This window comes from Paenibacillus sp. TAB_01, from assembly GCF_043945595.1.
Classification (GTDB): Bacteria; Bacillota; Bacilli; order Paenibacillales; family NBRC-103111; genus Paenibacillus_S.
The window spans coordinates 2,735,143-2,749,223 of record NZ_JBIFNP010000001.1; the positions used below are offsets into that span (position 1 = coordinate 2,735,143).

General features: G+C 51.2%; 9 protein-coding genes and 1 pseudogene. All 10 read left to right on the forward strand.

Annotation, left to right across the window (positions count from 1 at the left end; genetic code table 11):
• Window positions 1–167 precede the first annotated feature (167 nt).
• The 10 genes and pseudogenes from ACHHV8_RS13220 (at window position 168) to ACHHV8_RS13265 (ending at window position 14,037) form a co-directional block, all read left to right on the forward strand.
• Window positions 168–1,040 (forward strand): ABC transporter permease, encoded by an 873-nt coding sequence (locus ACHHV8_RS13220; RefSeq protein WP_395163495.1) that lies wholly within the window; start codon window positions 168–170, stop codon window positions 1,038–1,040.
• 15 nt (window positions 1,041–1,055) lie between these two features.
• Window positions 1,056–1,952, forward strand: coding sequence for a carbohydrate ABC transporter permease (locus tag ACHHV8_RS13225; protein ID WP_395158671.1), 897 nt, complete (start codon window positions 1,056–1,058; stop codon window positions 1,950–1,952).
• 67 nt (window positions 1,953–2,019) lie between these two features.
• Complete coding sequence (locus ACHHV8_RS13230) at window positions 2,020–3,660, forward strand: ABC transporter substrate-binding protein (RefSeq protein ID WP_395158672.1); 1,641 nt, start codon at window positions 2,020–2,022, stop codon at window positions 3,658–3,660.
• Between the two features lie 23 nt (window positions 3,661–3,683).
• A complete protein-coding gene (locus ACHHV8_RS13235) occupies window positions 3,684–5,129 on the forward strand; it encodes a sulfatase family protein (RefSeq protein ID WP_395158673.1) in 1,446 nt (481 codons plus the stop codon).
• A 343-nt stretch (window positions 5,130–5,472) separates the two neighbouring features.
• On the forward strand, window positions 5,473–7,236 hold the full coding sequence (locus ACHHV8_RS13240; protein WP_395158674.1) for a Rieske (2Fe-2S) protein: 1,764 nt from the start codon (window positions 5,473–5,475) through the stop codon (window positions 7,234–7,236).
• A gap of 122 nt (window positions 7,237–7,358) precedes the next feature.
• Complete coding sequence (locus ACHHV8_RS13245; protein WP_395158675.1) at window positions 7,359–7,832, forward strand: CBO0543 family protein; 474 nt, start codon at window positions 7,359–7,361, stop codon at window positions 7,830–7,832.
• Window positions 7,833–8,196: 364 nt separating this feature from the next.
• Window positions 8,197–9,569 (forward strand): annotated as a pseudogene (gene gdhA, locus ACHHV8_RS13250) (NADP-specific glutamate dehydrogenase).
• A 451-nt stretch (window positions 9,570–10,020) separates the two neighbouring features.
• The gene (locus ACHHV8_RS13255; protein ID WP_395158676.1) at window positions 10,021–10,842 is read left to right on the forward strand and encodes a response regulator transcription factor; all 822 of its coding nucleotides are present in this window, start codon (window positions 10,021–10,023) and stop codon (window positions 10,840–10,842) included.
• Window positions 10,842–12,644, forward strand: coding sequence for a sensor histidine kinase (locus tag ACHHV8_RS13260; RefSeq protein WP_395158677.1), 1,803 nt, complete (start codon window positions 10,842–10,844; stop codon window positions 12,642–12,644). The genes ACHHV8_RS13255 and ACHHV8_RS13260 overlap by 1 nt, the downstream gene beginning before the upstream one ends.
• A gap of 64 nt (window positions 12,645–12,708) precedes the next feature.
• Complete coding sequence (locus tag ACHHV8_RS13265) at window positions 12,709–14,037, forward strand: ABC transporter substrate-binding protein (protein WP_395158678.1); 1,329 nt, start codon at window positions 12,709–12,711, stop codon at window positions 14,035–14,037.
• Window positions 14,038–14,081 lie beyond the last annotated feature (44 nt).

The following is a 14,081-nucleotide window of genomic DNA, read 5'->3' on the forward strand; positions in this document are numbered from 1 at the left end:
ATTTGCATGCTGCGCAAAACGTGCCTATTTACGCTGTCCGGTTAACCTTCGTATAGTGAGAGTGTCCGGCCGGACGTAAATCACTGCAGCCTGCAGAAGCGGCAGACCAGGAGGGATACCCGACGAACAGATCCCGTATTTCACGGCAATTGCTTAAAGGATGGCAGCTGTATCTTTTGCTCGCGCTTCCGCTGCTCTATCTGATCTTGTTCCGTTATGCCCCGATGTACGGTGCTCAGATCGCATTCAAAAATTATTCGATCACCAAAGGCATTTGGGATAGCCCGTGGATCGGCTTCGATCACTTTGTACGATTCTTTAAGTCCTATGATTTCTGGCGCATCATGCAGAACACGCTGCTGCTCAGCGTGTATCATCTGGCAGCGACCTTCCCGTTCCCGATTGCATTCGCGCTGGGCCTTCATTACATTGCGAATGTCCGGTTCCGCCAAACGCTGCAGCTGGTCACCTACGCGCCGCACTTCATATCGGTTGTCGTCATGGTCGGCCTGATTGTCCAGTTCCTCTCGCCGAGGATCGGCCCTTTGGCTGCGTTAAGCGGATGGCTGGGCTTCGAAATGCCGAATATGATGGGGGACGCAGCATGGTTTAAATCGGTGTATGTCTGGTCGGACGTGTGGCAGCATACCGGCTTTTCTTGCATCATTTTCCTTGCCGCTCTGGCCGGCATCGATCCTGCGCTGCACGAAGCGGCGCATATGGACGGCGCTTCCAAGGTTCGCCGCATCTGGCATATCGATTTGCCGGGCATTATGCCGATTGCGATCATTCTGCTCATTCTCAATGTCGGACGTATATTCGACCTGGGCTTTGAGAAGGTGCTGCTGATGCAAAATCCTTTGAATACCAGAAGCTCCGAGATTATCGATACTTACGTGTATAATGTCGGCTTGAAATCGATGATTCCTAATTTTTCGTATGCGTCGGCCATCGGGTTTTTCAAAAATGTGATCGCTTTCATTCTGGTCATGCTGGTCAACCAGCTATCCAAAAAATTCGGCCAGTCGAGCCTATGGTAAGGAGGAATGGAAACCATGGAACCGGTGAAGATCAGGGAGTCGGGAGGGGATCGGCTGTTCAATGCGGTCAACTATACGTTGATGAGCCTGATTCTGCTTATCGTGTTATATCCCGTTATATTTATCATCAGCTCTTCCTTCAGCGCCAAGGAGGCCGTTTCGGCGGGAGCGGTGCTGCTGTGGCCGGTCGGCTTTAGTCTCGAAGGCTATCAGGCGGTGTTCCGCGACCCGGCGGTGCTTCGTTCGATTGCCGTATCTATCGGATACACGGCTGCGGGCACGCTGATTAATGTCGTCCTGACCATTATGGCGGCCTATCCGCTGTCCCGCCGGGATCTGTGGGGCAGAAGCTGGCTTATGGGCCTGTTTGCCTTCACGATGTTTTTCGGCGGCGGTCTCATTCCAACCTATATGCTGGTCAAGGATATGAATTTGCTCGATACGCCGTGGGCGCTGTTACTGCCAACCGCGCTGAGTATCTGGAACATGGTGATTACAAGAACGTACTTTAACGCTACGATTCCCGATGAGCTGCTCGAAGCGGCCCAAATGGACGGCAGCAGCGATCTTACCTTTCTATGGAAGGTGGTGCTTCCGCTGTCCGGGCCGATCGTGGCCGTCATCGCGCTGTATTATGGCGTAGAGCATTGGAACCAGTATTTCAATGCGCTGCTTTATTTAAAAAGCCCGAAGCTGTACCCGCTTCAGCTTGTTTTGCGGGAAATTCTGATCCGTAGTCAAGTTTCCTCCGACATGATGGGCGATTCCAAACAGATGGCGGAGCTGGCCGGTTTATCCGAGCTGCTTAAATATTCTTTAATTGTAGTGGCAACGGCTCCACTGATGCTGGCTTACCCGTTTGTACAGCGATATTTTGTGAGAGGCGTTATGATCGGCGCATTAAAAGGATAAGCAGCGTATTGCACAATGGATCATGCTGGTTTTGGGGCTTAAGGAAAAACGATAGGGAGGGTCACGAATGAAAAGAACGACGATGCTTTCTCTAGCCTCGCTTCTGCTTGCTGCCGGGTGCAGCGGCGGCGGCCCGGATACCGCAAGCCAACCGGCCGGGACCGAGGAGAAGCCCGCGGCGGAGGCGGAAGCAGGCACTTTTCCGATTGCGAAGGAAAAAACGACGCTGAAGGTACTGGCCGTGAAAAGTCCTTATGTACAGGATTATGAGACCAACGAGTTTACGAAATGGTACGAAGAGAAGACGAACATAAAAGTTCAGTGGCAGTTCGCGACGCCTCAGGAAAGGCAGGAAAAGCTGAATCTGGCGTTGTCGACAGGCGATTTGCCTGACGTCATCATCGGCTTCGACGTATCGCCGGCCCAGCAGATGGTCTACGGACAGCAGGGGCTGTTCCTGCCCTTGAATTCTTTCATCGATAAGTATGGTCTCGAAACGAAAAAGATTTTCCAGAAATACCCTGAAATCCAACAAGCGACGACGGCCCCGGACGGTAATATTTACTCGTTAAGCGGAATTGACCGGAATCCGCACGCTATGATTCAGCAGAAGATGTGGATCAACGTCGAATGGCTGAAAAAGCTGAATTTGCCCATGCCTCAGACGACGGATGAGTTCGAGCAGGTGCTGAAGGCGTTTAAAGAGAAGGACCCGAACGGCAACGGGAAATCGGATGAAATCCCTTTGATCGGTGGCATCCAGGATGTGAAGACCGGTGTGGACAGCTTCCTGATGAATTCCTTTATTCTGAACGATTACTCTGCAGGTCAGCTCATCTATGATGAGAAGGGAAAGATTGACGTCAACTTCAATAAGCCTGGCTATAAGAAGGGGTTGCAGTACTTAAACAAGCTGTATGCGGAAGGACTGATTGCTCCGGAATCGTTCACGCAAAATAACGATCAAATGAAAGCGCTTGTCGAGAGCGGCGATGCGCGGGTTGGCGCGGTGTCTTCCCATGTTCCGCAAACCTTCTCCAATATTGCCGGACCCCGCTGGCTGGACTACAAAACCGTACCGCCCCTTAAAGGGCCGGATGGCCTGCAGCAAACCCCTTACCGTTATTACGGCTTTAACGGCGGGAGCCTGCTTATTACGAACGCGGCAAAAAATCCTGAGCTTGCTTTCCGCTGGGCGGACGCGCTTTTTAATGACGAAATCGGCATGACCGCCAATATCGGTTCGGAAGGGATCGGCTGGAAGAAGCCGGCCAACGGCGAGCTCGGGCTAAACGGCAAGCCGGCGAACTGGGTACGCATGCTGGCGTTCGGCACGATGCAGAACAATAACTGGATGCAGACAACGCCGTACCATTTCTCCCGCGAGATGTTCGAGGGGCTGGCGGCCGGCCCGAATGAAGTTCCCCGTGTCCTTTATGACGAGAATCAAAAAAATTACGAGCCGTATATCACCCAAAAAGAGCAGACCGTTCCCCCGATTTTCTTCGACGAAGCGCAGTCTTCCGAGCTGAGCGATTTGCAGAAGACGATCAAGGATTATGTCAAGGAAATGACAACGCGGTTTATTATTGGCGACGCTTCCATCGATAAGGACTGGGACAAATATATTAAAACACTCGACAGCATGAATCTGAAGCGGTATATCGAAATTTACAATGAAGCCTATCAGGCGCAGTACAAAAAATAAGGACATAAGGGAGAGGGAACAGGATGCAGCAACCGAATATTTTGTGGATTTGCACGGACCAGCAGCGATATGACACGCTTGGATGCACCGGAAATTCGTTTGTAAAAACGCCGAATATAGACCGCTTGGCCTCCAAAGGAGTGCTGTTCGAAAATGCGTTCAGCCAATCGACCGTTTGCACGCCGAGCCGGGCCAGCTTTTTGACCGGGCGTTATCCGCGGACGACAAGGTGCCGCCAGAACGGGCAAAACATTCCCGAAGACGAGGTGCTTGTTACCCGTCTGCTCGCCGATCACGGCTACGGCTGCGGGTTGTCCGGCAAGCTGCACATTTCGGCATGCCATCCGCAGGCGACCTTTGCCGGTGAACGGCGTATCGATGACGGCTACCACCAGTTCCACTGGTCGCATCATCCCGAAAACAGCTGGCCGACCAACGAGTATATTCAATGGCTGCAGGCCAAAGGCAAGGACTTCAAGCCGGAGCCTATCGAGGACTGCAATTATGTACAGGCCGGTCCGAATGCAGCAGATCATCAGACGACCTGGTGCACGGAGAAGGCCACCCAGTTTATTGAGGCCAACGAACGGTTCAGCAAGCCTTGGCTGTTTTCGGTCAACATGTTCGACCCGCATCACCCGTTCGACCCGCCGATAGATTATTTACAGCGTTACCTGGACCGGCTGGAGGACATTCCGCTTCCGAACTATGTGGAAGGGGAGCTGGAAGATAAAACTTACGTCCAGCGCTTCGATCACAACGGCGCCTACGGCATGCCGAAGCTGTATCCTTTTTCCAAGATGAGTGCGAACGATCACCGTTATTTGACCGCGGCTTATTGGGCTATGATCGATCTGATCGACGAGCAGGTCGGCCGGATGCTGGATGCGCTGGAGCGCACGGGACAGCTTGACAACACGATCGTCATCTTTATGTCCGACCATGGCGAGCTGCTTGGAGATCACGGGGTCTACTTGAAGGAACCGTTCTTCTACGAGCCTTGCGTCCATGTGCCGCTCATCATATCGTACCCGGGCCGCTACGCAAGCGGGACGAGGGTGAAGGATTTGGTCGAGCTGGTCGATATCGCGCCGACCCTGCTTGAGGCAGCCGGACTTCCGAAATATCCGGGGATGCAGGGCAAGTCGCTCGGTAAGCTGCTGTCAGGCGAACCGTCAGGCTCCGAGAAGCATCGGGAGGATATTTACTGCGAGCATTACAATGCGAGCTCGAAGCAGGACGGTGTTGGGGGCTTTGCCACGATGGTTCGAACCGATCGGTATAAGCTGGCGATGTACCATCGCAAGGGAGAAGGAGAGCTGTATGATCTGACCGCCGATCCGAACGAAACGGTCAATCTGTGGAATAAACCGGAAGCTGCGGGAGTTCAAGCGGAGATGATGATTCGCCTGTGCGACCGGATGGCCGAAACCGTCGATCCGCTTCCGGTGCGGTTATCCGGCTGGTAAACTCAGGTAATGCAGACGCCTCCGTCGGATGAGGCGATCCGCCGCGAGCCCCTTACATCCAATGTTACTTATGGGTGTGAGGGGCCGTTTTTTATAAGACCGGTTCGGTACCCTTGCCTGAAAGATGCCGGTTGATCCCGCATGGATTTAATACAATCTGAGCGAGGCGGCTGCGATCTGGACCCATGGTACTTGAATAACACTTAACGGGTTCCGGCTCATTGCTGAAGCGCCGACCCTCGCATTAAGGTATAATAAATAATGGAAAGCAACCCAGAGGCTTCTGACCCGATCTGATTGCAGCTTGGCGTGTACAGCTTATAAATTAAAGGAGGCTGTGTTTGTGAGTATTCGTACCGACTGGATTTCAGCAGGCAGTTTGGAAGCGCTTAAACAGGAAGGCGCGAAGGTTATACGAGGCGGTATCGCTGTTTTTTATCATGAAGACCGGGTATACGCGCTAGATAACCGGTGCCCGCATCTAGGCTTTCCGCTCCATATGGGGAGCTTGTGCGGCGGTATTCTGACCTGTCATTGGCATCATGCCCGGTTTGACGTCTGCAGCGGCGGGACGCTTGATCCGTGGGCGGACGATGTGCCGTCTTATGAAGTGCGGATCGACGGCGGTGAAATATGGGTAAACCCGGTTTCGCGCAGTACGGCCAACGCAGAGAAATATAAGCAAAGATTGAAGGAAGGGCTTGAGCAAAATATCGGCATCGTTATCGCAAAAGCAGTCGTCGGACTAATCGAAGCGGGCGTAGCGGAGCAGGACATTGCCCGGATTGGCATCGAATTCGGCACAACTTATGGTACGGGCTGGAATTCGGGGCTTACTATTCTTACCGCGATGGCGCAATGCGTTGACAAGCTGGACAAAAACGGCAAAATACTCGCCTTATATCAAGGCCTCGTTCACGTCGCCCGCGGCAGCTCCGGCAGAGGAGCCCGCCATCTGCTGTCGGCGCTTCCGTCGGCGGACGTGCCGTTCGAGCGGTTGACCGAGTGGTATCGAAGCTGTATTGAGGTTCGGGATACCCAGGGCGCGGAGAAGGTGCTGCTCACCTCAATTTTGAAAGGCGTAGACACGAACCGGCTGTCGGAAATGATGCTGGTCGCCGCAACCGATCACTTTTACCTGGACGGCGGGCATGTGTTTGATTTTCACAGCAAAGCGTTTGAGGCGCTGGAGTGGGCGGATGAATCGCAAAAGGAGCGGATTCTAACATCGCTTGTGCCGATGATGGCCCATCCGACTCGGAGCGAGGAGCTTCATCCATGGCAGGCGCCGCTGAACCTCGTGGAGCCCATCAAGCAAGCCGTCAGCGAGCTGGAGCGGCATGCGGCGCAGACGAACCGCGCCGGCGGTTCGGCGGATGCGCAGCTGTCTGCCGATAAGCAAGAACAGCTGCTGCAGCAGCTGTTAAGCGATTCGCCGGAGCGGACAATCGCTTTGCTGCGCGACCTGCTCATCGCGGGAACGGCTCCGGCCCAATTGGCGCAGCTCGTTGCCCTAGCCGCCGCGGAACGGATCGTCCGTTTCCATACGCAGAACGATTTCAGCGACTGGATTGCCGTGCTTCATACATTTACTTATGCTCATGCCGTGCATGTAAGGCTGCTGCACTCGAATGAGCCGCTGCTGAAGCGGGCGATTTTTCACGGGGCCGTCAGCATATATCTCGACCGCTTCCTCAACGTACCCGCAGCCGCGCGTCCGAAGCCGTCGGCCTCCGCGGCGCCCGCCAACCCCAAGCAGCTGCTCGATATGCTGGATCTTCGCCAGCAGGTCGGACCGGCCGCGCAATGGGTAGCGGATTATCTGCATTGCGGCGGTGAGCCGGGCGCGCTGTTGAACACGCTTGGCCACGCGCTGCTGCGCGAGGATGCGGAATTTCACTCTTTTCAAATGTATGAAGCCGCGGTGGCCGAATACAATCTCTGGCAAGTGGCGGCAGGTGATTTTGCCAAGAGGGCGCAAGAGACGATGCTGCTTGCCTGCACCCGATATTTGGCGGCACATGCGCCAACCGCACGCGAGCTGCCGCATACGGCCAAAATCGCTTGGAGGCTGCATAAAGGCGAACGGTTGTTTGAAGAAGAATAGCGGAGGAACGAGCCGGCCGGACCGCAAGAGCGGTTGAGCCGGTTTCTTTTTTTATTGCGCCGGCAATCTAATAATTACCACGAAATTATTTCATACTACTTGGAGAATGGAGGGGGAAGCGGATGGCGTGGATTGTTTTAATCAGCTCGATTGCGATTTTTAACGCTGTTGCAGTGCTTATACGTAAACGCATCAATTTTTCCGAAAACTATACGACAGTTGTTTTCGCTTTAGCGGTAAGCGCAGTCGTTGATGTCTTTGCAAGCTACCGCTATAAAGCATGGGGTTTTTTTGAAGTAGACAAAACCGAGTACAGCGCCTTGCTGGTCTATTTGGGAATATATCCGGCGGCCGCGGTCATCATTATCAACTGGTATCCCTACCGATCCGCAAGGCTGACAAAGCTTCTTTACCTGTTGGGCTGGGCGGTGTTTTCTACCGCTTATGAATGGTTGTCCTTAAAGGTCGGCATCATGTGGCATATCCATTGGAACTTGTTGTACTCCTTTGTCTTATATGTCGCCAGTTATTATGTTTTTTTAATTCTGCATGTCAAAGCTTATCGGCGGTTGACCAATAAACCTAACACCGGATAGCCGGAAGAGTAAGGCTGCCTGCCGCAGGAAGCGCCTGTCGTCAGCTGGAGCCTCTGAACGTTCAGAGGTTATTTGGCGTTGATTATTTTCATCGCACATCACCCAGGCCGGTGCCGGTTTGGAGAACTGCGGCCACCTGGCTTATTTGGAGCAGCCGGAGCCATTTAACGCCTTGGTTGAGCATTTTTTGGAGAAAAAATATTGATGTTCGGATTATTTACGGACTATGATCCTTTATTGACGTTCCCGAGTAAGCTTACATGACATGTAAATTATTGTTGCTCTATGAATAAAAATGAGGTAAAACTAATATATATTAGCCATTTATACTTTACAATTTCTGGATTAAAGGTGGTAGAGCTCAGTGACTTTGCAAGTAGAAAATGAAACAAAGGCAAAAGACTACATACAATCCGTTTATGAAACAGTAGTAAAGCGTAATCCGTATGAGAGCGAATTTCATCAGGCGGTAAAAGAAATTTTGGAATCGTTGACTCCCGTGTTTGCCAAGCATCCGAAGTATATGCAGCACGGTATTCTCGAGCGTCTTGTGGAGCCGGAGCGTCTGATTACTTTCCGTGTGCCATGGGTTGACGATCAAGGAGTTACCCGCGTTAACCGCGGCTTCCGCGTGCAATTTAACAGCGCTATTGCTGACCGTACAAGGGCGGTCTGCGCTTTCACCCTTCAGTAAACGCCAGCATCATTAAATTCCTCGGCTTCGAGCAAACATTCAAAAACTCCCTCACGGGCCAGCCTATCGGCGGCGGCAAGGGCGGTTCCGACTTCGATCCCAAAGGCAAATCCGATAACGAAATTATGCGCTTTACGCAAAGCTTTATGACAGAGCTGTACAAATATATCGGACAAGACACCGACGTACCGGCGGGAGATATCGGCGTTGGCGCCCGGGAAATCGGGTTTATGTTCGGTCAATATAAAAGAATCCGCGGAGCTTATGAAGCGGGCGTATTGACAGGTAAAGGGATTATCTATGGCGGCAGCTTGGCCCGTACCGAAGCTACAGGCTACGGGTGTGTGTATTTCGTCAACGAAATGCTGCAATCCCAAGGCCTTAGCTTTGAAGGCAGCACGGTCGTCGTTTCGGGCTCGGGTAATGTAGCTATTTATTCGATACAAAAAGCGATGCAGTTCGGCGCCAAAGTCGTTGCTTGCAGCGACTCCAACGGCTACATCTACGATAAAGAAGGCATTGACCTGGATACGGTGCGCCGCTTGAAGGAAGTCGAGAGAAAGCGGATTAGCGAGTACGTGAAGGAGCATCCGCACGCGACGTATCATGAAGGCTGCAACGGCATCTGAACCATTCCGTGCGACATTGCTCTCCCAAGCGCGACACAGAACGAGATCGACGAGGAATCCGCGAAAATTCTTGTGCGCAACGGAGTTAAAGCGGTTGGCGAGGGCGCAAACATGCCATCCACGCTGGAAGCTATCGATGTGTTCTTGAAGGAAGGCGTTCTGTTCGGACCGGCTAAAGCGGCCAATGCAGGCGGCGTGGCGGTATCCGCTTTGGAAATGTCTCAGAACAGCATGAGATATTCCTGGCACTTCCACGAGGTAGACGACAAGCTTCACACTATCATGAAAAATATTTACAAGAGCTCCGTCCAAGCAGCGGAAGAGTACGGCCAGCCAGGAAACCTTGTCGTTGGAGCTAACATTGCCGGCTTCATTAAAGTAGCCGATGCGATGATCGCGCAAGGTGTGATCTAGCAGCTTCTGCCGGGTCGAATCATCACGTATAAAAGCAATGAAATGGAAATTATTTACATATGTATCGATCAAGAGGCCGCCGCGGATGAACGGGCGGCTTTTTTGACGTGATCGAATTTATATGTTTTCGGGGTCCCCGCAAAGTACCTGAGTCCGCTTCGAAGCATAAGCCCCACTTTGTGGGGTTATTTTGACGTGCTAACGGGCTGTCGTACAGAATAAATATTACCCGTAAGGGTGCATTATGAACAGAGTATGACTGTTATAAAAAGCAGGAATGTCTGCAGGGACCCAACGGCCGGACGGAGGCGTCTGCCATTGGCTGAATTCCAACATAATTGGAATTGATTAAACCTATAGCTCGAAGTAATATAAATGGTACATACTTGTAATTTATGTAAATTAATCACGACTAAAATGAAAACGTTTACTTTTCTTAGGAGGTGGTGGAGTGATAAGCATTATTATCGCTGATGACGAACCGATTACCAGACAAGGGTTATCGATTCTGCCCTGGGAGGAAGAGGGTTTTGTTCTGGCAGGACTTGTGAGTAACGGCCTCGAAGCGCTTGAGTTAATCCGTTCCCGCGGATCGGATATTTTATTAACCGATATCCGTATGCCCGGCATGAACGGTCTTGAGCTGATGGAATGTGCAAGGATTGAGCACCCTCAGCTCAAGGTCATTTTTATTACGGCCTATCATCAGCTGGAATACGCCCTGAAGGCGATTCAGCTTGGCGCCTCGGGCTTCGTTCTGAAGCCGACGGACCCGGATGAGATCATGAACGAATGCAGGAAAGTAAAAGAGTCGATAGACGGTGAACGGGAACGGAAGAAAGCCGCTAAAGACATACAGGAGCGGTTGAAGGAGTATCAGTACATGCTTGAGAGCAAGGTGAAGGCCGATGCTTCTCCGGGGCGTATGAGCGGTGTGGTTGGGAATATTGTGCGCGAGATGGAAACCCGTTATATGGAGGACCTGACGCTCCAATTATTTTCGCAGCAATATCATTTTCATCCCGATTATTTGACGCGCTTGTTTAAGAAAGAAACCGGCGATAATTTCGTGAATGTGCTGGTTCGGATCCGCATGCAAAAGGCCGTTGGGTTGTTGGGGGATGGTTCGATCAAAGTATATGAAATTGCAGAACGTGTTGGAGTTCGGGATTCCCGTTACTTTGGCCAGCTCTTCAAAAAGCATTATGGTGTAACGCCGCACGAATTTCGCAAGCGGCTGCAGTCTGGACAGGCCGAAACGGAGGAGCCTTGATGCGCGGAACCTTATTACTGTCAAAACTGAAGAGGGTAAGCACCGATCTTAGTATCCGCAACAAACTTTTTATTTCCTTCCTGCTATTGAATTTCATTCCGCTTGCCATCATCGGGGCGCTGACTTATCAAAAATCCAATTTGCTCATTCAAGAAAAGACAAACGATTACACGATCGACCTGCTGAGCGAGGTCAGTAAAAATATCGAACTGAATCTTCGGGAGATTGACCGGTTGTACTACGCCATCTTTACGAATCCTGAAGTGCGCCGGGCACTGGTGCAGGCCAATTCAGGCCAGCTGTCCATGGTCGACTATTTGTCTCTCTCCAACGGGATTAGTCAAATATTGTATGCTGCCATCATTGATCGTGACGATGTAGAGAATGTTCATCTCTTTTCATTGAACGGAAATGTATTTCAAACGGGGAACCGTTCTTTTGCAACCGACTTAAATAAAGCGGATTGGGATCAGATTATGGATAATAAGGGCAATCTGGTTTGGCTTAATCTGGATCGCGATCCCCTATTTATCGCAGGAGGAAGCTCGATTTATGATGTAGATAATTTAAAGAAGATCGGCTATTTTGTTCTGGAATATAAGAAAACCGCCCTGTACAAGTATTACAATCAGATTAAACTGACTCAGCAGGGGGAGCTGTTTATCATTGACCAGGAGGGTCAAATGATCTCTCATAAAAATGAGTCCATGATCAATTCCCGGCCGAACGCGGCTTACATTAACCGGATTATCGGCGGGGGCAAGCAAGGGAATTTTTCCGAGCAGGTGGATGGACGCAGGCAAATCATTACATATCAGCAAATTGGGGACATAGGATGGAAGCTTGTCAGCGTTATTCCCGCAGAAAATTATTGGATTCAATCGCTCATCTTGAAAAATTGGATGCTCCTTATTTTCCTGTCCGTGTTCATACTGGCGATCCTTCTTGCCTACTTCACGTCCAACAGCATTTCCAAACCTATCCGGCAGCTGTCGGATATGATGAAGAACGTGGAGCACGACCGTCTCGATGTCAGCTTCCAATACAATTCACGTAATGAAATCGGGGTTTTGAGCCGTAACTTCAACCGGATGATCGTTCGAATCAGCTACCTCATCAATCAGGTCTATCAGGAAGAGCTGTTAAAGCAGCGCTCCCAGTTAAAATATCTCATGTTTCAGATCAACCCGCATTTTTTGTTTAATACGCTGGAAACGATTAATTGGCTGGCGCGCATACAAGGGGCCCCCGATGTCGGGAAGCTGTCCAAGGCTTTGGGCGACTTGATGCGCGAAGCGATCAAAGGAAAAGAAATGGTGACACTGGATCGGGAAATTACGAATGTGAACAAGTATGTTTATATCCAAAATTACCGTTATGCCGACAAATTTCAATTTAATATCGACATGCATCCGGACACCCTCCGAGTCGTTGTTCCTCGTTTCATTCTGCAGCCCTTGGTTGAAAATGCGATCGTGCACGGGCTGGAATTGAAGCTGGGTCAAGGCTCGATAGAAATCCGCAGCTGCTTCCAGGGTAACAATCTGGTGCTGACCGTAACGGACGAGGGCCAGGGAATTGAACCGGCGCAGCTCTTCGAAATTCAGAAGGCGCTTTCCGGCAAGGCGGAAGAGGTTCAAACTGGCATCGGGCTGCTCAACGTTCATCAGCGCATCCAGCTCCACTACGGAAAGGCTTACGGACTCTCGATACACAGCACCTTTGGCAGCGGGACCACCGTTCAGTTAGTCCTGCCGAGCAGTGGGGGTCCTGGAGAAAGGCTGTCAGAATCTTCAACCTAAATGTCAGAAATACCGCATGGTGCCATATGCAATTTGCGATTATCCTAATCTTAGGAGGAACGGGATGAGACATGGAATGGTCAGATCCGCAGCGCTGCTCTTGATGCTTGCCCTGTTTACCGTATCAACCGCTTGCACGTTCACGCCGCTTCAAATGGACGGCGTATCGGCTGGGACTCATGCGGAGAAAGAAAAGGTAAGGATGGTTATGTATGACTGGATGAGGGAACGGAATCCGATTACGAGCATCTACAACGAAGTCATAGACGAGTTCAATGCCAGGCCGGATTTGAATGCGTCCATGACGGTCCGCCACATTCCTGGAACTCCCTACTACACGAAATTAAATGCAGGAATGGCAGCGAATCACGGGCCGGATCTTTTTATGAGTCACGCCGCCGGTGTATTGGGGAAGTATGCTGCTGCCGAGAGGCTTCTTTCTCTGGACCAGGCTTTTACGAGTGACCCGAAATGGAAGGCGAGCTTTAATCCCGGCGTGCTGGATCTGTTGTCCTATCAGGACAGAATCTATGCGGTTCCCACTTCCTTTGCCATCGTTGCCTTATTCTACAACAAGCAAATCTTTAAGCAGTATAATCTTACCCCGCCCCGAACGTATGAAGAATTGTTGTCCGTTATCCGGGTTCTGACCATGCATAAGGTGACTCCCTTTGCCTTTGGCGCGAAGACGCCGTGGACGGCCGCACAGTTCAGCGAGATGGTTGCCAATCGAATCGGAGGCAATGAGCCGTACGATGCGATCATGGAGGGCCGGGGAAGCTGGCTGCACCCTTCTTTTATTGAAACAGGGTATGTTATGCAGGAATTGCGGGAGGCCGGTGCATTTCCGCCACAGTTTTTGGAGCTGGATAACGACGCGGTGAACCTCATGTTCAGGCAAGGGCAAGCGGCTATGCTTGTGACGGGCAGCTGGGCGATAAACCAATTGATTGCCGAAGATTCAGAGGTCAAGGATTCGATCGGCGTTATTCCGTTCCCGGTCTTTACAGATGGAAAGGGAGATGTCGATACTTGGCTTGGGCAAACCTCCGTCAATTTTGCTATCAATGCCGAAGCGAAGGATAAGGCTGCAGCTATCGAGCTTCTTAAGATGTTCACCAGTGAGAAATATCAGCGGAAGATTGCAGAGCAGGGCGGAGATATTCCGGTTATTCAGCTGGAGCTTGATCCCGGCCGGACCCCGCAGTTAACGCAAGAGCTGCAGAAGAAGATATCAAGTATGAAACGGTTGTTCATCTTTTATGATGTAGGACTAGGAACCGTCATCGGAGATGAGTACAATCAAACGATCCAAGCGATTCTGGCCGGAAAAAAGCCGGAAGAAGCATTTGCAAATCTGGAGACCTTTACAAATCTTCATCGGGACAGATGATGCATAGCTGACCTCAATGAATATGTAAGTGCTTACAACGGAGT

Coding starts and splice junctions, on each gene's coding strand:
- ACHHV8_RS13225 (WP_395158671.1), top strand. CDS start 1,056: ATGGAACCGGTGAAGATCAGGGAGTCGGGAGGGGATCGGCTGTTCAAT.
- ACHHV8_RS13230 (WP_395158672.1), top strand. CDS start 2,020: ATGAAAAGAACGACGATGCTTTCTCTAGCCTCGCTTCTGCTTGCTGCC.
- ACHHV8_RS13235 (WP_395158673.1), top strand. CDS start 3,684: ATGCAGCAACCGAATATTTTGTGGATTTGCACGGACCAGCAGCGATAT.
- ACHHV8_RS13245 (WP_395158675.1), top strand. CDS start 7,359: ATGGCGTGGATTGTTTTAATCAGCTCGATTGCGATTTTTAACGCTGTT.
- ACHHV8_RS13260 (WP_395158677.1), top strand. CDS start 10,842: ATGCGCGGAACCTTATTACTGTCAAAACTGAAGAGGGTAAGCACCGAT.
- ACHHV8_RS13265 (WP_395158678.1), top strand. CDS start 12,709: ATGAGACATGGAATGGTCAGATCCGCAGCGCTGCTCTTGATGCTTGCC.